19 protein-coding genes are annotated in these 19,679 nt (G+C 42.7%); 16 read left to right on the top strand and 3 right to left on the bottom strand.

Annotated features, from left to right (window positions below):
• Positions 1 to 59 precede the first annotated feature (59 nt).
• Entirely contained in the window at positions 60 to 962 is a 903-nt protein-coding gene (locus tag IW510_RS17040; RefSeq protein WP_202061690.1) for a hypothetical protein, read from the bottom strand.
• Between the two features lie 240 nt (positions 963 to 1,202).
• On the opposite strand from IW510_RS17040, the gene IW510_RS21365 reads away from it, so the two are divergent.
• The 15 genes from IW510_RS21365 (at position 1,203) to IW510_RS16960 (ending at position 17,660) form a co-directional block, all read left to right on the top strand.
• Positions 1,203 to 2,948, top strand: a complete 1,746-nt coding sequence (locus tag IW510_RS21365; RefSeq protein ID WP_236674793.1) for a glycosyltransferase family 8 protein — start codon at positions 1,203 to 1,205, stop codon at positions 2,946 to 2,948.
• A gap of 131 nt (positions 2,949 to 3,079) precedes the next feature.
• Positions 3,080 to 3,613 carry an FUSC family protein gene (locus tag IW510_RS17025; protein ID WP_202061689.1) on the top strand — a complete coding sequence of 178 codons (534 nt, stop codon included), beginning with the start codon at positions 3,080 to 3,082 and terminating at the stop codon, positions 3,611 to 3,613.
• Between the two features lie 304 nt (positions 3,614 to 3,917).
• Positions 3,918 to 4,532 (top strand): guanylate kinase, encoded by a 615-nt coding sequence (gmk, locus tag IW510_RS17020; protein WP_202061688.1) that lies wholly within the window; start codon positions 3,918 to 3,920, stop codon positions 4,530 to 4,532.
• Between the two features lie 4 nt (positions 4,533 to 4,536).
• Positions 4,537 to 4,842 carry a DNA-directed RNA polymerase subunit omega gene (gene rpoZ, locus IW510_RS17015; RefSeq protein WP_086348558.1) on the top strand — a complete coding sequence of 102 codons (306 nt, stop codon included), beginning with the start codon at positions 4,537 to 4,539 and terminating at the stop codon, positions 4,840 to 4,842.
• 159 nt (positions 4,843 to 5,001) lie between these two features.
• Positions 5,002 to 7,428 (top strand): primosomal protein N', encoded by a 2,427-nt coding sequence (gene priA, locus IW510_RS17010; protein WP_202061687.1) that lies wholly within the window; start codon positions 5,002 to 5,004, stop codon positions 7,426 to 7,428.
• Between the two features lie 107 nt (positions 7,429 to 7,535).
• Positions 7,536 to 8,030 (top strand): peptide deformylase, encoded by a 495-nt coding sequence (gene def, locus IW510_RS17005; RefSeq protein WP_202061685.1) that lies wholly within the window; start codon positions 7,536 to 7,538, stop codon positions 8,028 to 8,030.
• Positions 8,023 to 8,964, top strand: a complete 942-nt coding sequence (gene fmt / locus IW510_RS17000; protein WP_202061684.1) for a methionyl-tRNA formyltransferase — start codon at positions 8,023 to 8,025, stop codon at positions 8,962 to 8,964. The genes def and fmt overlap by 8 nt, the downstream gene beginning before the upstream one ends.
• A 1-nt stretch (position 8,965) precedes the next feature.
• Positions 8,966 to 10,330 carry a 16S rRNA (cytosine(967)-C(5))-methyltransferase RsmB gene (gene rsmB / locus IW510_RS16995; protein ID WP_202061683.1) on the top strand — a complete coding sequence of 455 codons (1,365 nt, stop codon included), beginning with the start codon at positions 8,966 to 8,968 and terminating at the stop codon, positions 10,328 to 10,330.
• A 14-nt stretch (positions 10,331 to 10,344) separates the two neighbouring features.
• A complete protein-coding gene (locus IW510_RS16990; RefSeq protein WP_202061682.1) occupies positions 10,345 to 11,094 on the top strand; it encodes a Stp1/IreP family PP2C-type Ser/Thr phosphatase in 750 nt (249 codons plus the stop codon).
• Positions 11,091 to 13,268 carry a Stk1 family PASTA domain-containing Ser/Thr kinase gene (pknB, locus tag IW510_RS16985; protein ID WP_202061681.1) on the top strand — a complete coding sequence of 726 codons (2,178 nt, stop codon included), beginning with the start codon at positions 11,091 to 11,093 and terminating at the stop codon, positions 13,266 to 13,268. Before IW510_RS16990 ends, pknB begins: the two co-directional genes overlap by 4 nt.
• Positions 13,269 to 13,523: 255 nt before the next feature.
• On the top strand, positions 13,524 to 14,417 hold the full coding sequence (gene rsgA / locus IW510_RS16980) for a ribosome small subunit-dependent GTPase A (protein ID WP_202061680.1): 894 nt from the start codon (positions 13,524 to 13,526) through the stop codon (positions 14,415 to 14,417).
• A gap of 65 nt (positions 14,418 to 14,482) precedes the next feature.
• On the top strand, positions 14,483 to 15,136 hold the full coding sequence (gene rpe / locus IW510_RS16975; protein ID WP_202061679.1) for a ribulose-phosphate 3-epimerase: 654 nt from the start codon (positions 14,483 to 14,485) through the stop codon (positions 15,134 to 15,136).
• Entirely contained in the window at positions 15,133 to 15,774 is a 642-nt protein-coding gene (locus IW510_RS16970) for a thiamine diphosphokinase (RefSeq protein WP_202061677.1), read from the top strand. Before rpe ends, IW510_RS16970 begins: the two co-directional genes overlap by 4 nt.
• 154 nt (positions 15,775 to 15,928) lie before the next feature.
• Positions 15,929 to 16,762: a helix-turn-helix domain-containing protein gene (locus IW510_RS16965; RefSeq protein ID WP_202061675.1), complete on the top strand. Its 834-nt coding sequence runs from the start codon at positions 15,929 to 15,931 to the stop codon at positions 16,760 to 16,762.
• Positions 16,749 to 17,660: a DMT family transporter gene (locus IW510_RS16960; protein WP_202061749.1), complete on the top strand. Its 912-nt coding sequence runs from the start codon at positions 16,749 to 16,751 to the stop codon at positions 17,658 to 17,660. Before IW510_RS16965 ends, IW510_RS16960 begins: the two co-directional genes overlap by 14 nt.
• Before the next feature lie 73 nt (positions 17,661 to 17,733).
• On the opposite strand, the gene IW510_RS21660 is transcribed toward IW510_RS16960, so the two are convergent.
• The gene (locus IW510_RS21660) at positions 17,734 to 17,973 is read right to left on the bottom strand and encodes a LytTR family transcriptional regulator DNA-binding domain-containing protein (protein ID WP_202061748.1); all 240 of its coding nucleotides are present in this window, start codon (positions 17,971 to 17,973) and stop codon (positions 17,734 to 17,736) included.
• Positions 17,964 to 18,470, bottom strand: a complete 507-nt coding sequence (locus IW510_RS16950) for a hypothetical protein (RefSeq protein ID WP_202061673.1) — start codon at positions 18,468 to 18,470, stop codon at positions 17,964 to 17,966. The genes IW510_RS21660 and IW510_RS16950 overlap by 10 nt, the downstream gene beginning before the upstream one ends.
• 479 nt (positions 18,471 to 18,949) lie before the next feature.
• Between IW510_RS16950 and IW510_RS16945 the strand changes: the two genes are divergently transcribed.
• A complete protein-coding gene (locus tag IW510_RS16945) occupies positions 18,950 to 19,666 on the top strand; it encodes a WxL domain-containing protein (RefSeq protein ID WP_236674791.1) in 717 nt (238 codons plus the stop codon).
• Positions 19,667 to 19,679 lie beyond the last annotated feature (13 nt).

Here is a 19,679-nt window from a genome sequence, read left to right as displayed (position 1 = left end):
CTCAGAATATAAATTGTAAACTTGAAATAGTGCATCTAGCTATGCTCTGTTTCTTTTGTTCACAGAGAAGGAGCGTCCCCCTTTATTTCTGTACCAGCCAACCATAACGGATACAGTGTCGATAACCACTCAGAAGGTTTACGTCGTGTTTCAAAGCTAGTGTAGCCTTTATAAGAGTAAATGTGCTCCAGTTTCCATTGCTTAGGCTGCACCTGTTTTTCCGTCAATAGCTCGATGAGGAGTTGGGTGTTCTCTTCCAGCAATACACCGCCTTTTCCGGCAATATAAACCAAGTCCGTCAGACTGAGAAAGTAGCTCTGGGGAAAGGCAGAAGAGGTGATATGCTTGCTGATGGGGGTATCATTAGATAAACGCAAAAAGAAACGATGCTTCAACATATACGCAATACCTTGTTTAATCAGCTGGTCTACTTCAGGATCAGCTGATTTTTGGTATTCCTGCCAAGTGATTAGTGCACGGACTGTTTTTCCAATCCCAATGTAGCAGGGTACTGCATTTAGGCAGCCACCATGTTTTTTGATGCCCTTTCCAGCCCAAGCTGTTTTTTGGTTTCGTTCGAATAGCTGGTAGTGCTTTATCCAGCTTAATGCCTGCTGAGCAGAAGCGTAATGACTTAAGCCTAAGCGAGCGTAGGCTTCTAATAGCATCGCGTTATAACAAGGAACGATATGGTCGATGTTCCCCGTATACGAAAATCCTTCTGTAGTGGCTAGGTTGGTTTCTACATAGTCAATCAGCTCTTGCGTGCGATCCAAACGCTCTGCGTAGGGAATTTCAGCCAATCCAACTAGGGTAAATAAATTTGCCAGCCCGTTCGCTGACACAGGCTGTTCAGTCAGTTTTTTAACCAAGACTGATTCTTGAAGCCATTGGTTGATTTGATTCGTATCAAGAATGTCCTTTTTTTCATGAGCGATGCGCAGTTTCAATGCTGTATCCAATAAAAACACCTCTTTCTTGTTGGCATATGGCTATCAATTGAGCTTGTCATTCTATAGTACTTCAACTATAGCCTTCCGGTAGAGTGGTAACAAGTACAATTTATTGAGTTCGCTGTTTTTAAAAATTTTATTGTTCTAATTTCTTCTAAATAGACGAGCCTTTCTTTTTTTAAAGAGCGTTTTTTTTGAAAAATACCTCATTTAGTTCTAATCTGAATCTAAAGAAAGGGGAGATCATACATGACCATTGAAAAAATACCTGTTGTAAGTGCTTCTGATGAACATTATGCACCATTTCTATGTGTAATGATCACTTCTTTATTGGAGAATACCTCTCCGGACACTGAGATTGATTTTTACATATTGGATGACCATATTTCGCAGAAAAGCAAAGGACTTCTTCAGCAAACGGTGAAGCTTCATTCCAACCAAGCAACGATTGAGTTTATACCTGTTGACAGACATCAATATGAGAATTTTTTAGTCAGCGATCATATTACGACGACCGCTTACTTTAGACTTTCTCTACCCAAGCTGCTCAAGGACTACAGCTATCGAAAAATTCTTTATATAGATGCAGATACTTTGATTTTGGCAGATATTCGAGAGCTGTATAACAGCCCATTGCATGGCAAAATAATTGGTGCGGTAATTGATCCCGGGCAGACGAAGGCGCTAAAACGGTTGGGCATTCATTCGACGGATTATTATTTTAATTCCGGCGTAATGGTGGTTGATTTGCAAAAGTGGAACGAACACCAAATAACCGAAAAGGCACTGGCTTTTCTAACAGAGCATGGCGATCGTATTCTCTATCACGATCAAGACGCATTAAATGCGGTTCTGTATGAGCATTGGGCACCGCTTCATCCTAAATGGAATATGCAGACTTCATTAATTTTTGAACGACACCCTGCACCTACAAAGGACTATGAACAACTATACAGGGAAGGAAATATGAGCCCGGCGATTGTTCACTTTACGGGACATGACAAGCCATGGAATACCTTGAAAAATCATCCCTATCAGCAGCTGTATATGGAAAAGTTGGCAGAAACGCCCTTCGCAGACCCTAAAAAGGAGGCGGCTTCAATGAATGATGAAGCAATCACCATTGTTTCCTGCTGTAATGATGCTTTTATGCCACATTTAACAACGCTTTTTCTATCTATTTTAGAGAATACACATGAGCCTATGTCGCGTTTTTCCTTCTATATTATTGAAGATGAAATTAGCGAAAGGAACAAACAGCTGTTGCGCCAAAGTATGGCCAGCTATCGTGCAAAGGTGGAGTTTCTTCGTGTTGATATGAGCAGTTTTTCTCATGTAGTAGAGAGTGACCGTATTCCACGTACTGCTTATTTTCGGATTGTGGCTCCGGAGCTGTTTCGAAATACAGGAGTCAAAACATTGTTGTATCTGGATTGCGATATGGTTGCTGTCACAGATATTGCAGAGCTGTGGACGATTGACTTATCGGATTATTTATTGGCAGCGGTTGAGGATGCAGGCTTTCATCATCGTTTAGAGAAGATGAAGCTACCGGTCGAATCCGCGCTTTATTTCAATTCCGGTTTCATGCTGATAAATGTCGAAGCATGGCTGAAAAAAGAAATTACTTTCAGAGTGCTGAACTTTATCGAAAATCATCCTGAGAAGCTGCGTTTTCATGATCAAGATGCCCTGAATGCGGTACTATGTAATCAATGGCTTCAGCTTCATCCCAGTTGGAATGCACAAAGCTACATTATGGAGGGCTCGAAAAAGCATCCATTGCCACAAGGAGAAAAAGAGTACGAAGAAACACGTCGTGACCCGAAAATTATCCACTATTCCGGTCATGTTAAGCCTTGGCATGCGGAATTTGATTCTCCGACACTAAAGTATTATGAAAAATATTATGGCTTGACGGCATTTCCTCCCTATAAGCAGTTTCTTGTTAAAACTTATGACTGTCCGAACATGATTCGCAAAAAAGTGGAATAATTTATAGAAAACAGCGGTTGTGTGAATGAACCGCTGTTTTCTATAATGTTTGTGCTTCTTTTTTGATACCATCTGTTTTCTTCCTTATTTGTGCTACAATGAAAGAGATGCTATTTTAGGAGAAGTGATGAATGTTTGGATTTAAAATTGGGCTTAGAACAATAAAAACTGGAATTAGTGTGTTTCTTTGTATTCTAATCAGTTTGATACTCCGCAGAGAAACCTATGTTGTTTCTGCTATCACAGCTGTGTTTACGTTGAGGGAAGACATGGTAAATACCTTGACCTTTGGGAAGCATCGCGTAGCTGGGAATACCATTGGTGCGCTTACCTCAGTGTTTGTCATCTTTCTATTTGAACTGTTTGGCGATTCGGGCCTGGTTCAGCTGATTGCTGTTCCGCTAACGATTGTCGTTATGATTACAGTACTGGTGAGATTCAGATTTCAAGAAGGAATCGTTGGTGCGACAGCGACCTTGCTAACCATTGTTTTTATGATTCCGGAGGATTCTTCCTATGTATATGCGCTGAATCGTGTAGTGGACAGCTTTATCGGTATGGGCGTAGCCATTGGTGTGAACTATCTGCTGCCTTCAAAAACAGCAACCATCCTTTCAGCCATTCAGCAACGATTCAGCGATGAGGATCAGCAAGAACTGGATTAAGCGCTCTGAGCTGTAGGGTCATTCGCTGCTTTCTGTCGGCGTCTTTACTTTCAATTAAAATGAAAGTAGAATAGGCAAGAAGTACATTGGCGACCTTTATTTTTTGAAACAAGACATTTTCTTAGGAAAGCTTAATGATAAAGTCTTGAAAATTGCTGAAAAAAAGTGCATTATAGAAATAATGATAAAGAGAGCTATGTAAATCCTGTTAAATGGTTTTTCTCACAAGAAAGGCAACAGCTGTTTCTTGTGTAGATAAAAGAAATGATTAATAGGGTTTATATACTATTGAAAGGAAGTCATCATGGCAGAGCGCGGATTACTAATAGTATTGTCGGGTCCATCGGGCGTGGGTAAAGGTACCGTTCGAAAAGCGATTTTTGAAAGTGAAGAGCACGATTTTCAATATTCTGTTTCTATGACCACTCGAAACAAACGCGAGGGGGAAGTAGAAGGTGTGGATTATTATTTCCGCACAAGAGAAGAATTTGAAGCGATGATCGAAGCAGGAGAAATGTTGGAGTATGCGGAATATGTAGGCAATTACTATGGCACACCGTTGTCTTATGTGAATCAGACCTTGGATGAAGGAAAGGATGTCTTTCTGGAAATTGAGGTTCAGGGAGCGCAGCAGGTGAAAGAAAAAGTACCTGACGGCGTATTCATTTTTCTGACACCGCCGGATCTTTCCGAATTGAAATCCCGCATTGTGAATCGAGGCACAGACGATATGGCCGTCATCGAACAGCGGATGCAGGTAGCAAAAGAAGAAATCGAAATGATGGCACTGTACGATTATGCAGTGGTAAATGACGAGGTTCCTCTGGCAGTTGAACGAATCAAGAAAATCATAGCAAGCGAACACTTTCGTGTCGATCGAGTGATTGGAAAATATATTAAAATGTTGAAGGAGATGTAGCCTTATGATGCTAAAACCATCTATTGACTCATTATTGAAAGAAGTTCCATCAAAATATTCTTTGGTTATTCTGGCGAGTAAACGCGCACATGAATTGGAAGCCGGTGCACAGCCGATGCTGGAAGGCTTTGAATCTGTAAAAAGCGTTGGACAGGCATTGGAGGAAATTGATGCTGCCTTGGTTATCAACGACCCAAATCCTGAAGAAAAACGTGAACGCCTGCGTATGGCAAAAGAAGAACAGCGAATGATTAAGGATCAAGAAAAGAAAGAACTGGAAGATCGCATTCGTGAAGAAAGCAAACTGTAAGAGATAAGAGAGTGGGGCAGAAGTCGGTTCGATGGCTGTCCCATTCTCTTTTTGGCTATTCCTTGGAAGTCAACGGAGAAGCAAGACAAATGCAGGATTCTTTAGTACAATAAGCAAAGAGATTTTTCATACATAGAAAAGAAAGGAAGAAGGATCGATATGAAAAAAGTTGCACAAGTAATCGTAGATGTTCCGGCGATGCAGACTGATCAGCCGTTTACGTATCTGATTCCTTCTACGTTAACGGAGCAGATTGCTGTTGGTATGCGGGTAGAGGTGCCTTTCGGCAATCGCCGTGTACAGGGCTTTATCACAGCGCTCGATCAATTGGATCAGCAGACGGTTGAGGCCGCTGAATATGAGTGGAAAGAAATCATTTCAGTGCTGGATTTGAAGCCTGTACTGAATGAAGAAATGTTGGCACTGGCTGATTATATGAAAGAGAAAACGTTTGCTTTCAAAATCACTTGTTTGCAGACGATGCTGCCAAGTGTGATGCGGGCGGCCTATCATAAATACATTTTTTTAACGGATGAGATTGACGAAACCCTTCAAGATGACTTATTTTCCGGCTTAGAGGAGATTTCTTGGGAGGAAGCGGAGACTAGAAATATTCTCCCGCAGTTGATGAAGCTGCGCGCGCAGCATAAGGTAGACATTCGTTACGAGGTACAAACGAAGAATAAGGTGAAGGTCATTCGCTATATTCAAGCGTCCTTAAGCTTTGAACGATTAGAAGAAGAGCTGACGGCTTTGCGTAAAGGCTCCAAAAAGAAAGAAGAGCTACTGCACCTTCTCCAAGCGTTAGGACCGAAAGAACAGGTTGCTGTAAAAGAAATGAAGGAAAAAGGCTTTAGTACAGCTGTGCTGAACGATGCTGAGAAAAAGGGCTGGCTGCATTACGTGGAGAAAGAAACCTATCGTGACCCCTTTGCAGACCATCAGTTTGAAAAAACAATGCCCTTTGCCTTAAACGAGGAACAGCAGACAGCGGTGGACAGTATCCTTCATTCAATGGAAACCAGTACACCGGATACCTACCTGTTGGAGGGAATTACAGGAAGTGGGAAGACAGAGGTCTATCTGCAGACAATTGCTGAGGGCTTAAGGCAAAAGAAATCAGCAATCATGCTGGTGCCGGAAATTTCACTGACACCGCAAATGGTTCAGCGTTTTAAGAGCCGCTTTGGTGATCAAGTCGCCGTTCTCCACAGTGGACTTTCTCACGGTGAGAAGTATGATGAGTGGCGCAAGATTGAACGCGGAGAGGCGCAGGTCGTAGTCGGGGCACGTTCGGCTATCTTTGCACCTTTGGATAATCTGGGTGTAATCATCATTGATGAAGAGCATGAAGCCAGCTATAAGCAAGAGGAAACACCGCGTTATCATTCGAGAGATTTGGCTATCTGGCGAGGAGCCTATCATGGCTGTCCTGTCGTGTTGGGAAGTGCCACACCTTCATTGGAATCGAGAGCACGAGCACAAAAGAAGGTCTATCACCATTTACTGCTGACGCAACGAGCAAATAGCTCAGCCTCCCTTCCGCAAATTGACGTAATCGATATGCGTGAAGAGGTAAAGCGGAAAAATGTTTCGACTTTTTCAGCTCTGTTACAGGAAAAATTATTGGAGCGCATGGCGCGTAAGGAACAGAGTGTTCTGTTGTTGAACCGCAGAGGCTATTCCTCCTTTGTGATGTGCCGAGACTGCGGGTATGTATTGCCGTGTCCCAACTGTGATATCTCATTGACACTTCATATGGATACAAAGACGATGAAGTGCCACTATTGCGGCCATGAAGAGGGGATTCCCCATCGTTGTCCCAATTGTAACAGCGATAAGATTCGTTATTATGGTACAGGAACGCAAAAGGTAGAGGAAGAACTGAAGGCGCTATTTCCGGAAAGTCGAGTTCTGCGGATGGATGTGGATACGACACGAAGAAAAGGTGCCCATGAGCGAATTTTATCTGCTTTTGAAAATCAGGAAGCCGATATTCTGTTGGGCACTCAGATGATTGCCAAGGGATTGGATTTTCCGAATGTTACGCTGGTGGGGGTATTGAATGCGGATACGGCATTGAACCTTCCTGATTTCCGATCCAGTGAACGAACCTTTCAACTGTTGACTCAAGTCAGTGGTCGAGCTGGTCGGGCAGAGAAGCCGGGAGAAGTTGTCATTCAATCCTTCAATCCGGAGCACTATGCGATTCAGTTGGCAAAGGGGCAGCAATATGAGGCATTTTACCAAAAGGAAATGCAAATTCGTCATCGAGGAGACTACCCACCCTTTTACTTTACTGTTCAAATCACGGCGAGCCATCCGGAGGAAAGTGTCGCGGCGAAGCAGATGTTCGTTATTATGAAGGAACTGCAGCAAGGGTTATCTGACCAGAGTATTCTGTTGGGACCCACGCCGAATGCGATTATGCGGATTAAGAACCGTTACTACTATCAGATGATTATTAAATATAAACATGAACCTCAGCTGCAGAATATGCTGAAGAAGATACTATCAGACACACAAGCCGCAACAGCTAAAGGCTTGAAAATCTCCATTGACGCAGAACCGATGAATTTCATTTAATGAACACTCAGAGGGCTGCTTAAGAGAGAACGATGGATAGAGATAAAGAAAAAGAAACGAATCAGTTACCTGATTTGTTTCACCATTAAATACTAAAGGAGTTCTACATGCGTTATCCAATTGTGCTTTACCCTGATGACAAGTTGACTGTCAAAGCAAAGGAAGTCACCTTGATTACAGATGAAATCGTCCGTTTACTGGAGGATATGTATGAAACAATGACTGCCCATGATGGCATCGGAATTGCTGCCCCTCAGATAGGAAAAAATCTGCAAATTGCGGTTGTTGAAATTGATGAAGAGACAGGGCTTTTTGAACTGATTAATCCGGAAATCATTGATCGAAAAGGAACTGATATTGATGTGGAGGGGTGCCTCAGCATACCAAATAAGTATGGCACAGTCGAAAGAGCAGACGAAGTGACTGTTCGCTATTTTGATCGAGAGGGCGAAGAAATCGAAGTGACGGCATATGGTTATCTCGCTCGTGCTTTTCAGCATGAAATCGATCACTTGAACGGTGAACTGTTCATTGATAAAATCATTGATGATATTGCACCTGAAGATTTAGAAGCATATATGGAGGGAAAGCTAGATGACTAAGATTGTTTTTATGGGCACCCCGGCATTTTCTGTTCCGGTGTTGGACGGCTTGATTGAAGCGGGGTATGAGATACAAGCGGTAGTAACTCAGCCTGATCGTCCTGTAGGAAGAAAAAGAATATTAACAGCTCCACCGGTAAAAGAAGCAGCGCTGAAGCATAACTTATTGGTACTGCAGCCGGAAAAAATATCAGGCTCAGAGGAAATGGAGCAGGTGATTGCACTGGCTCCGGATTTAATTGTGACGGCTGCTTTTGGACAATTCTTGCCGGAACGTCTGTTGCAAGCGCCTAGAATGGGTGCGGTCAATGTCCATGCCTCTCTTCTGCCTAAATACCGCGGTGGTGCCCCGGTGCATTACGCGATTATTAATGGTGAAAAAGAAGCCGGCGTAACAATCATGGAAATGATTAAGAAGATGGATGCGGGCGGTATTTACTCACAACGAAGTATCCCTATCACAAAAAAAGATGATGTAGGAACGATGTTTGATAAGCTGAGTCTAGTCGGCAGAGAGCTGTTGTTAGACACCTTACCGAAAATTCTATCAGAAGAGCTGAAGCCAACGCCTCAAGACGAGTCGCAGGTCACTTTTTCTCCGAATATCTCTAGAGAGCAGGAACAGATTGATTGGCAGAAAACAGCGGAACAAATCGATTGTCAGGTAAGAGGAATGCGCCCATGGCCAACAGCCTTCACGACATACAAAGGAACAAATTGGAAACTCTGGGAAACAGAGCCAGTTGATGATACAACTGAGGCAGCTCCTGGAACAATCGTTAAACGGAATAAAAAAGAATTGTGGATTGCTTGTGGAGAAGGAACGGTCCTCTCTGTGAAACGTCTTCAACCTTCCGGCAAAGGCCAGCTGTCCGTTCAGGAGTTCTTGAACGGTTCCGGTCAAAGCGTACAGGAAGCAGATAAGGTGGAATAATATGGGAAAACGAGTATCAGCAAGAATTAGGAAATCCGTTCGTTACACGGCGATGCAGACAATCGAACGAATTGATAAAGGCGGTGCGTATTCCAACCTGCTGCTGGGTGAAATGATTGAGAAATCAAATTTATCCGACCAAGATAGTCGGTTGTTTACGGAGTTGGTTTATGGGACGGTCAGCAGAAAACTATTGCTGGAATATTTTTTGACTCCTTTCATCAAGAAGCCGCAGAAGGTTGATAGCTGGGTAAAAAACCTATTAATCCTGTCTCTCTATCAATCGCTTTATTTAGATAAAATTCCGGATCATGCCATTATTAACGAAGCTGTGGAAATTGCCAAGCAACGAGGGAATATTGGGACAAGTAAGTTTGTCAATGGTGTATTGAGAAGCATTCAAAGAGAAGGCGTTCCGTCCATTGAGGCAATCAAAGATCCTTTGGAACGTTTATCAGTAGAAATCAGCATGCCTCTTTGGCTGACACAAAAACTTGTCGATCAGATTGGGATGGTAGAAACACAGAAGTTGGGTCTTTCATTAGTTGAGCGAAGTCATGCAAGTGCTCGAGTAGATGTTCGTTACGTCAATCGTTCTGAAGCAATTGAGGAATTAGCCGAGGAAGACATTCAGGCAGTAGCAAGTAAAGTGTCTCCTTATGGGGTAATTGCTGAAAAAGGATTTATCGCAGGGAGCACGCTCTTCAAAGAAGGTCGTATCACCGTTCAGGATGAAAGCTCTATGTTGGTTGCTCCGGCAATGCAGATTGAAAAGCAGCACAAGGTATTGGATGCCTGTGCGGCACCCGGTGGAAAAACGACACACATTGCGACATTTCTGGATGCAGAAGCAGGCGGGTTAGTTACAGCATTGGACATTCATCAGCACAAGGTGAAGCTGATTGAAGAGAATGCGGTGAGACTTCGTGTAGAAGAGGTCGTTGCAGCGGAGAAAATGGATGCACGGACAGCGAAAGAGAACTTTCAGCCGGAAACCTTTGACCGAATTTTAGTAGATGCACCATGCTCCGGGCTGGGTCTGATGAGACGAAAGCCGGATATTAAATACCATAAAACAGCAAAAGATTTTGAACAATTACCGAAAATTCAGTTGGAAATCCTTGAAAGTACTGCACAAACGCTAAAACAATGGGGTATAATGGTCTATAGCACATGTACAATCACAAAAGAAGAGAATCAAGAAGTAGTAGCAGCGTTTCTATCGAAGCATCCGGAATTCAAAAAGATTGATGTAGCAGTCGATGATATTCTTGATTCTGCAATTGAGGAACAGATGCTGACAATCTATCCACATCAGTTCCTGACAGATGGCTTCTTTATTTGCTGCATGCAGAAAGTTTCTTAAATGAGGTGAAACAAGTGGAAATCAATTTTCAAACGGATGTTGGGCGTAAGAGGAATACGAACCAGGATTACGCAGGAGTATTTAAAAATAAGGCAGGTATATCATTAGCAATCTTGGCTGACGGTATGGGTGGCCACCTTGCTGGTGATATTGCAAGTGAAATGGCGGTCAATCATTTAGGTGAGCGCTGGGCTGATGGCGAAATCGATACAGCCGATAAAGCAGCTCAATGGCTGATACAGGCGATTCAGTCAGAAAATGAAGTGATTTATGACAAAGGACAGTCTGTTCCGGAATACGCCGGTATGGGAACCACCATCGTCAGTGCGGTGCTGTTGGGGCAATCCTATGTTTTGGCGAATATAGGCGACAGTCGTGCTTATTTAGTGCGTAATAGACAGCTGATTCAGCTGACGGAGGATCATTCCCTTGTGAACGAACTGGTGAAGTCAGGAGAAATCACTCAGGAAATGGCTGCAAACCATCCGCGAAAAAATGTACTGACTCGTTCTCTGGGTATGCCGAATACTGTAGAAGTTGACGTTGCCAGTCATTTAAGAGTGGACGATGATTATATTTTATTGTGTTCAGATGGATTGACAAACATGGTGTCGGAAGAAACGATTCTTGCGGTTCTTCTATCTGACGATACATTGGAGCAAAAGGTGAAAACCCTGATTTCGCTGGCAAATGAAGCCGGAGGCGTGGATAATATCACCGCTCTAGTTATACATTTTGATAAGAATGAGGAGGAGGACCGATGATAGAGATCGGCAGAAAATTAAATGGTCGGTATCAGATTATCGGCAATATAGGCAGCGGCGGAATGGCCAATGTTTTTCTTGCCCGTGATTTGATTTTGGATCGAGATGTTGCAGTAAAAGTACTGCGCTTTGACTTTCAAAATGATCAGGCCGCGATTCGACGTTTCCAGAGAGAAGCGTTGGCTGCGACTGAGTTGGTCCATCCAAACATTGTCAGTGTATACGATGTAGGGGAAGAAGACGGTCTTCAATACTTGGTTATGGAGTATGTAAAGGGGATGGATTTGAAACGTTACATCCAAACACATTATCCAATCATGTATGCAACCGTTGTTGATATCATGGAGCAGATTCTTTCTGCTGTATCTTTGGCCCATGAGCATCGAATTATTCACCGTGATTTGAAGCCTCAAAATATATTGATTGATGAGAATGGGGTCGTAAAAATCACCGATTTCGGGATTGCTATCGCCTTATCTGAAACCTCAATCACTCAGACGAACACAATGCTGGGATCGGTTCACTACCTTTCTCCTGAGCAAGCACGAGGCAGCATGGCAACCAACCAATCAGATATTTATGCGGTCGGTGTGATTCTGTATGAAATGCTGACGGGAAATGTCCCGTTTGATGGGGAGTCTGCGGTTACTATTGCATTGAAGCATTTTCAAGAAGAGATTCCTTCTGTCCGTGCTTTTGATTCCAATATTCCGCAATCCTTAGAGAATATTGTATTGCATGCAACAGCGAAGGACCCGGCAGATCGGTATAAATCTGCCGAAGAAATGTCCCAAGACCTTTATACGGTGCTTGCAACCAACCGTTTGAATGAGCCGAAATGGGAGCCGACTGCACTGATGGGGGAGACGAAGGTTTTGACCCCTTTGACAGAGGATATGCCTATGCCGGAAGCCTTTGCTGAGATGGATGGCCCTAAAGAAGAAACGATTGAGCCTGACCCAGCAGAAGATACAGATGATGGCAAACCGAAAAAGAAAAAGCGGAAACGACTGATTTTTATTATTATTGGGTTGCTGCTTGCCGTGATTATCGGTGCTGCGCTCTATTTTGCCGGTTCTCCTAAGAAGGAGGTAGCGGTTCCTGACGTCCGTGGAAAAACGGAACAGGAAGCGAGACAGATACTGGAGGATGCCAAGCTGGAAGTGGCAAAAGAAGTGAAGGAACTGCCTGACGATGAAATTGAGGAAGGCAAAGTAGCCAAAACAGATCCGGAAGCGAAAACGGATGTAAAAGAGGGCAAGACCATCATTCTTTATATCAGTACAGGGAATAAAAAGATCAAAATTGATGATTATTCCGGAGAAAACTATAAGGATGCCATTGAAGCCATGAAAAAGCTAGGCTTCCCTGAGAGCAATATTAAGATTGAAAAAGAGCATAGTCTGGAAGTAGCGGCGGATAAAATTATCAGCCAAACACCGGAAGGCGGCTCGGAAGTCGATCCTAAAAACGATCAGGTTACCTTAACGGTCAGCATGGGACCTGAAAACGTGACATTGGATAATTATGTCGGGTATGGCTATGATAATGCAGTAGCAGCTTTGGTTGCATTGGGTGTTAGCGAAAGCAATATCAACTATGCGGAGGAAAATAGTGATAGCGTAGCAGCGGGCTTGGTTATTTCTCAAAATCCTAGTGCCGGCACATCGTTTGATCCAGTCAATGATACGATTACACTGACTGTAAGTAAAGGCTCTGACAAAGTGAACATCGGCAATTACACTGGCTACAGCTATGAGGAAGCAGTCAATGCCCTTGTTGCTGCGGGTATCAGCGAAAGCAATATCTCCAAGAAGGAACAGGAGAGCGACACCGTAGAGAAGGACGTTGTTATCTCTCAGAGCCCGGCGAATGCAAGTGTTAGTCCAAATGAAAAAATTACACTGACAGTAAGCAAGGGAGCAGCGACAGTAACTGTGCCAAACGTGGCAACAATGACCAGACAGACCGCCAAATCTGAATTAGAGCAGGCTGGTTTCAAGGTTGTTGAGACAGAGGAAACGTCTAATCAAACCAAAGATACTGTGACTCGAACAGACCCTACTGCTGGAACAAGTGTGAAGAAGGGGTCAACGATTACAATCTATTATTCAAGTGGTCCATCAGTAGCGCCGCAGAATGATGCAAATGCAGATGATGCAGCTGATGAATAAAAGATTCTAGGAGATAAAAAACATTTTAAAAGCAAAAGTGCGTATTAGTTTACATTTTGGTAAAAATTGTTTATAATGATTTCATACTCTAAGAAACTTTTTTTAACTCCTTGTCTGCCTCATTTTTGTGAGGCAGACCTCTTTTTTTATCTGGAAAGAAAAGCTGATTGTAGGAATTTGATGATAGAGGAATGAGGGCAAACCTTGCTTTTTGCCCTTTTTTCTTGTATATTCAGTGTGGTTAGGAGTGATAGATTGAACGGTCAAATTAGAAAAGCATTGAGCGGATTTTATTATGTATATGCAGAGGGAGAAACGTTTCAGACGAGAGCCAGAGGGAACTTTCGGAATCGCAAAATTACCCCATTAGTTGGTGATGACGTGATTTTTGAAAGCGATAACCTGACAGACGGCTATCTCTTGGAGATACTCCCTAGAACAAATGAGCTGGTTCGCCCAGCCGTAGCAAATGTCGATCTTGGTGTTATTGTGATGAGTGTTGTCGAACCCAATTTTTCCTATAATTTATTGGATCGCTTTTTAGTAACGTTGGAGCATAAACAAATCCGTCCGGTGATTTATTTGACGAAGGCGGATCTATTGGCGGAGGAGCAGCTCAAGCTGTTGGATGAAATCAAAGCTGTATACCAACCTTCCTATTCAGTGATTATTGGGGATCAATCAGAGGATGATAGACGATCCATTCATGAGCTGGAACAATACTTTCCAGAGCAATTGACAGTATTTATGGGGCAATCCGGTGCAGGGAAATCGACCTTGCTAAACAGGATATCTCCTGAACTTCAGCTGGCAACCGGAGAAATTTCAGAGTCTCTTGGACGAGGGAAGCACACGACACGTCATGTGGAGCTGATTCCATTATATGACGGACTGGTTGCTGATACGCCAGGCTTCAGCTCCATCGAATTTTTGGAGATGGAAGCTGTGGAGCTGCCAAAGCAGTTTCCGGAGTTTGTTGAAGCGGCACACCTGTGTAAGTTTAGAGAATGTATGCATAGCAAGGAACCTGGCTGTGAAGTGAAGAAGCGAGTAGAAGCGGGCGAAATCGCTCAGGTCAGGTACAATAATTATTTACAGTTTTTGGCGGAAATCGAAGACCGCAGACCTGTGTACAAGAAAAAGAAATAGGTATTCATAGAATAAAAGGGAGAAACTGGCTAACAGTCTCCTTGAAAATATAGGAGGAAGAATTTATGAAAATTGCTCCATCGATTTTAAGTGCAGATTTTGCTAACTTGGCAAGAGATATTCAACTTGTAGAAAAGCTGGGTGCGGACTACATCCACGTAGATGTGATGGACGGACAGTTTGTACCGAATATTACATTAGGCCCAAACATTGTTTCAGCAATTCGTCCGGTAACGAAGCTGCCGTTAGATGTTCACTTGATGATTGAACAGCCGGAGAACTTTATTGAGGCTTTTGCGAAAGCCGGAGCAGATATCATTACTGTTCATCAGGAAGCGACTCCTCATATTCATCGGGCAATGCAGATGATTAAGGCTGCAGGCGTAAAAGCGGGCGTAGTAATTAACCCAGGCACGCCTCTTGCTGCTATTGAAGAAGTATTGGATTTGGCTGATTTAGTATTGATTATGACCGTTAACCCAGGTTTTGGCGGACAAAGCTTTATTGAAAGCCAGCTTGAGAAAATTGCTCAGCTTAAGACGCTCCGTGAAGAAAAGGGCTATACGTATGAAATTGAAGTAGATGGCGGCATCGTGCCTGAGACAGCTGCGAAATGTAAAGAAGCCGGAGCGGATGTCTTTGTGGCAGGCTCTTACATTTATAATTCAGAAGATCCAAAGGAACGCATTGATGCATTGAGAGCCGTGTTAGGCCAGTGAATATCTTATTAGTTGCAGGCGGCTCTCGAAAGACCTGGCCTCAGCTTGATTTTTCTGAGTATGATATTTTTGTTGGTGTTGATCGAGGCGGACTCTTGCTTTTAAAGGAAGGTCAACCGTTGGATATTGCAGTCGGCGATTTTGATTCTTTATCAAAAGAGGAACGAGTGCTTGTTGAAGCAAAGGCAAAGCGTATCCACACCTCTCCTGCTGAAAAAGATGATACAGATACACAACTGGCGCTGGAGGAAGCGCTGAGATGCTTCCCTGAGGCAATGGTTACAGTTATTGGCGCAACAGGCGGTCGCTTGGACCATTTTCTGGCTAATCTCTGGCTGCCGATGGAGGAACGATTTCAGACCTTTGTTCGACAGATTGTTTTAAAGGATCAGCAGAACACCATCAGTTATTACCTGCCGGGAGACTATACAGTCATAAGAGAAGCGGACAAGAAGTATTTAGCTTACTGCTGCTTGACACCTGTAGAAAGTCTAACGCTTAAGGAGAGCAAATATCTGCTAACCCAACAGCAGGTTTCTGTTCCCACCTCGTATGCAAGCAATGAGTTTGTCGGTGATACAGCGGCTTTTTCATTCACCTCGGGAATGATTGCCGTCATTCAGAGCAAAGACGAGTAGATGATAGAAATTTAGTAGAAGTCGGTTGTTTCCTATCAGTGAAGCAATCGGCTTTTTTGCTGCCTAACGAAGGTAGAATATTCTGAATTGTCAATTTTGTTCAATATTTTTTTGCTGTGTTCGGTATAATGGAAGGAAAAAGGAGGGGAGCCGCTTGGAAAAGAGAACCGTAGTCTTTGATTCAGAGCTGTTAATTGAAGCCTACCGCTTTGAAGGAGTAAAACAGAAATTTCCGAATCATTTTCATGATTTCTATGTGCTGGGCTTTATTGAGCGAGGGCGCCGCTTTCTTTCTTGTAAGCAGAAAGAATACATCATCAATGTTGGCGATTTATTGTTGCTTAATCCTTATGACAACCATTATTGTGAACAGATAGGAGTAGAGCCGTTGGATTATCGAAGTATCCACATCACGCCTGAACGAATGAGGGAGCTTACTGAGACGTTGACGGGAACTGCCTTTGTACCGGAGTTCACACAGAATGTTGTGGTACATGCTGAAGAACATTCGCAGCTGAAAAATGTCCACACCTTCATGCTGTCAGGAGATACAGGTCGGGAAAAACAAGAGCTTTTAGAGCAATTCTTGACTCATATATTGGAAAATTATACGGCGCCTCGACAGGTGGAAAAGGAAGTATCACAGGGAATCCGGGTAGCCTGTACTTATATCGAAGAACATTTTACCGAACAGGTGACACTTGAGGTGTTGAGTAAACAGACAGGACTTTCCCCCTTTACGCTGATTCGTCACTTTACCAAGGAGAAGCATGTTACGCCGCATCAGTATTTGACGACCGTTCGAATTGGTGCCGGGAGAAAATTTCTGGAACAGGGATTGACACCTCTTGAAGCAGCAGGTGCTTGTGGCTTTTCTGACCAGAGCCATTTTTCCAGATACTTTAAACAATTGATTGGTGTGACGCCAAAGCAATACATGAACAGCTTTATGTGGGAGGGATTAGGTGAAAAACATGGGGAATCGTAAATTATATGGGCATCTTTCGGCATTATTTACTGTTGGAATTTGGGGCATGACCTTTATTTCTACAAAAATTTTATTGAATGACTTTACGCCTTTTCAAATTTTGTTTATTCGGTTTTTATTAGGCTATTTTCTATTATGGCTTGTTTCGCCTAAGTGGTTGAAAATCACTGAAAAAAAAGAGGAGGTATATTTTGCGCTGGCGGGGCTGTTGGGTATTGTCTTGTACTATTTTCTTGAGAATCTGGCATTGACACTAACCCATGCCTCTAATGTAGGCATCATCGTTTCTGTCGCGCCGTTCTTTACCGTTTTGTTGGCTAAACTATTCACTTCGGGTAAGCAGGTGAATCGGTGGTTCTATATCGGCTTTTTGGTTTCTTTGTCAGGGATTATTTTGATTAGCTTAAACAGCCTTGCAGCTTTAGAAATTCATCCTCTTGGCGATTTATTAAGTGTTTTAGCAGCTGTAGTCTGGGCAGCCTATTCATTAGTGACGAAAAAAATCAGCAGCTTTGGGCACAATATTTTGTTGGCGACACGTCGTACCTTTTTCTATGGACTGCTGTTTATGCTTCCTGTCCTCTTTGTTACAGGGACGCCAACCATTCGCTTTGAAGAGCTGACGACGACTAGCATCCTCAATCTTTTATTTCTAGGTGCTGTCGCTTCGGCAATTTGTTTTGTTACTTGGAACTACAGTGTGAGCAAACTGGGAGCAGTTCAGGCGAGCGTCTATATTTATGCAGTACCGGCGATTACGGTGGTTACATCGGCTCTATTTCTCGGAGAAGCATTTACCCCGATTATCGCTTTAGGAACGTTGTTGACAACCATTGGTCTTTTTGTGTCCGAGCGGTCCTCGACAGCGGAAAGTGATAATGAAGAATCGCTTTCGTAATGCTGCTGTCGTTTAAACAATCATAAATGAAGAAACAGGAAGCGAAGGTTAGGCTACTTCGCTTCTTGTTTTTTTAATATACACCGCTAACGACGGCTTTGTTCACTTTTTTTAGCAGATAGGGAGAGAGGGAAAGCAGCGAGTTGTTGTTGAATTTCACATGAGAAGTGTCAAATTGGATTTCATGGAGTAGGGTCAGGTTGATAATCAGTGACTGAGCATCAACGAAAAAGGTATTTTTATCAAACTGCGCTCTAACCGAGCCTAGATACGTATTAACAAAAAAGGATTCTTCTGTTGTGACTACTTTAATTTTTTTTCTCTGGAAAAATTTTCCACGTACATAATCTTCGAACGTTCTACTCTTTTTTTTATGAGACTATCTTGGAAATGAATATAGTCCTTTACATAATTTTGCTCAATAGCAGCAATAGCGGCCTCTATCATCTCTAAAAGGTAACGCTCAAACAGCTTGTCGGAAATGTGCTTATTTTTGCAGAAGTAGGAGAAGGGCTCAACATGGGCATTCAGAAGGGCGAGGGCAAATGATTCATTCGGGACAAAGCAAATAATCTTTCCGATAGGATCACTCTGTCTGATTTGCTTTAACAAGGTAAGAATATCTGAGAAAGAGTCGTTGAATTTTACATCTATGAGATAGACGTTTCCTTTAGTAGTGATGGATTCTGTCAATGCTAGCGGTTCCTGAAAAAGGGAGACAGTGAATCGGTTTTTTCCAAGCTTAAGGATTATTTTTTTGGTATAAATCAAAAAGTCGAGTGTTTGATTAAACAGGTAGATGGTAATCATGATTCCCTCCTAACGGGTTGCTGGACAAAAAGAAATGTAAACGATATAAAAATAAGAAAAATCACAAACAAAACGAATGTTATTGCGAAAGTATACTTTTTTTATGGAATTGATATTGTAGAATTTAGGTGAGATACAGAGAAAACCCTTTTCCTTTCAACTCTAATTATACGAAAAAAAATAAAAAAAGTGATGATTGACCTATGGAGGCAAACGGTGGCATGTTGAGTGTTGGAGAGGCTTTTTCTAAAGGAATTATGTGTATTTAAATCGAAAGAACAAAGTCCTCATTTTTATATTGAGAAATTCCAAGTTCTTGCTTTTATCTTTTTTGTGGAAAAATTCTCTAGCAGTTAGAGAGTTTTAATAGCAGCAATTGTAATTGACTCGTTGTTTTCCAAGCTGCCAACAAACTAGTTACAGGAGGTGAATCGGTTTTTCTTTAGTGAAGGAAAGCAACAAACCATTAGGAGGAAAATATGATGAAAAAAAGTAATCTAATTTTATTCGCTTCAATTATTGGCTGCATGACTCTTGGTGTAATGAGCCCTTTAACCGCAGCAGCAATTGATACCGCAACGACACCGGGACATATCGAATTAGAGGAAAATGATGATCCGACAGGGCCGGTAGATCCGGAAGATCCAAGTAAAGAAATGACACCGCCTGATCCGTATAATCCGGGAACGGGAAATGCGGGTCCTCTATCGATAGATGTAGTACCGACCAGCTTGGAGTTTGGCACACAAAAAATGTATTCGACAGCACATACGTATGATGGACAAAAGCAAGCAGTTGATCATGTCCGTCAATATATTCAAATTAGTGACAATCGTGATAGCGGCACCTACGGCTGGTCATTGACGGTAAAACAAGATGACTACCTGAAAAATCTGTCACATACATTAACAGGGGCAACGATTTCGTTACCGGTAGGAACAGCTCGTAACAGTCTGAATGCGACACCGACCGATGTGGATACAAGATTAACAACGACCGCTGTTGATATTACCAATACCGATAAAACTGTGTTTGCGACCACGAAGGATGACGCATCCCCAACAGTAGGGAAAGGACAGTCAACCAGTGTCTGGACACCTGAACAAGTGAAACTAATGATTCCTGCGGACACAGCCAAAGCCGGAGATTATACGAATACGTTGACATGGACATTAACCGCAGTTGTTCATTCATAAGGATCGGAGTGGT

The sequence above is a fragment of the Enterococcus sp. BWR-S5 genome, assembly GCF_016745255.1.
GTDB lineage: Bacteria > Bacillota > Bacilli > Lactobacillales > Enterococcaceae > Enterococcus_L.
The sequence above is the reverse complement of the archived record's forward strand: the minus strand, read 5'-3'. Positions and strand labels throughout refer to the sequence as shown.

Excerpts from the sequence above, each read along its gene's own strand:
- rsmB (WP_202061683.1), top strand. The coding sequence starts at position 8,966 with ATGGGAAAACGAGTATCAGCAAGAATTAGGAAATCCGTTCGTTACACG.
- IW510_RS16960 (WP_202061749.1), top strand. The coding sequence starts at position 16,749 with ATGGGGAATCGTAAATTATATGGGCATCTTTCGGCATTATTTACTGTT.
- IW510_RS16950 (WP_202061673.1), bottom strand. The coding sequence starts at position 18,470 with ATGATTACCATCTACCTGTTTAATCAAACACTCGACTTTTTGATTTAT.
- IW510_RS16945 (WP_236674791.1), top strand. The coding sequence starts at position 18,950 with ATGATGAAAAAAAGTAATCTAATTTTATTCGCTTCAATTATTGGCTGC.
- def (WP_202061685.1), top strand. The coding sequence starts at position 7,536 with ATGCGTTATCCAATTGTGCTTTACCCTGATGACAAGTTGACTGTCAAA.
- priA (WP_202061687.1), top strand. The coding sequence starts at position 5,002 with ATGAAAAAAGTTGCACAAGTAATCGTAGATGTTCCGGCGATGCAGACT.
- fmt (WP_202061684.1), top strand. The coding sequence starts at position 8,023 with ATGACTAAGATTGTTTTTATGGGCACCCCGGCATTTTCTGTTCCGGTG.
- pknB (WP_202061681.1), top strand. The coding sequence starts at position 11,091 with ATGATAGAGATCGGCAGAAAATTAAATGGTCGGTATCAGATTATCGGC.
- rpoZ (WP_086348558.1), top strand. The coding sequence starts at position 4,537 with ATGATGCTAAAACCATCTATTGACTCATTATTGAAAGAAGTTCCATCA.
- gmk (WP_202061688.1), top strand. The coding sequence starts at position 3,918 with ATGGCAGAGCGCGGATTACTAATAGTATTGTCGGGTCCATCGGGCGTG.
- IW510_RS21365 (WP_236674793.1), top strand. The coding sequence starts at position 1,203 with ATGACCATTGAAAAAATACCTGTTGTAAGTGCTTCTGATGAACATTAT.
- IW510_RS17025 (WP_202061689.1), top strand. The coding sequence starts at position 3,080 with ATGTTTGGATTTAAAATTGGGCTTAGAACAATAAAAACTGGAATTAGT.
- rpe (WP_202061679.1), top strand. The coding sequence starts at position 14,483 with ATGAAAATTGCTCCATCGATTTTAAGTGCAGATTTTGCTAACTTGGCA.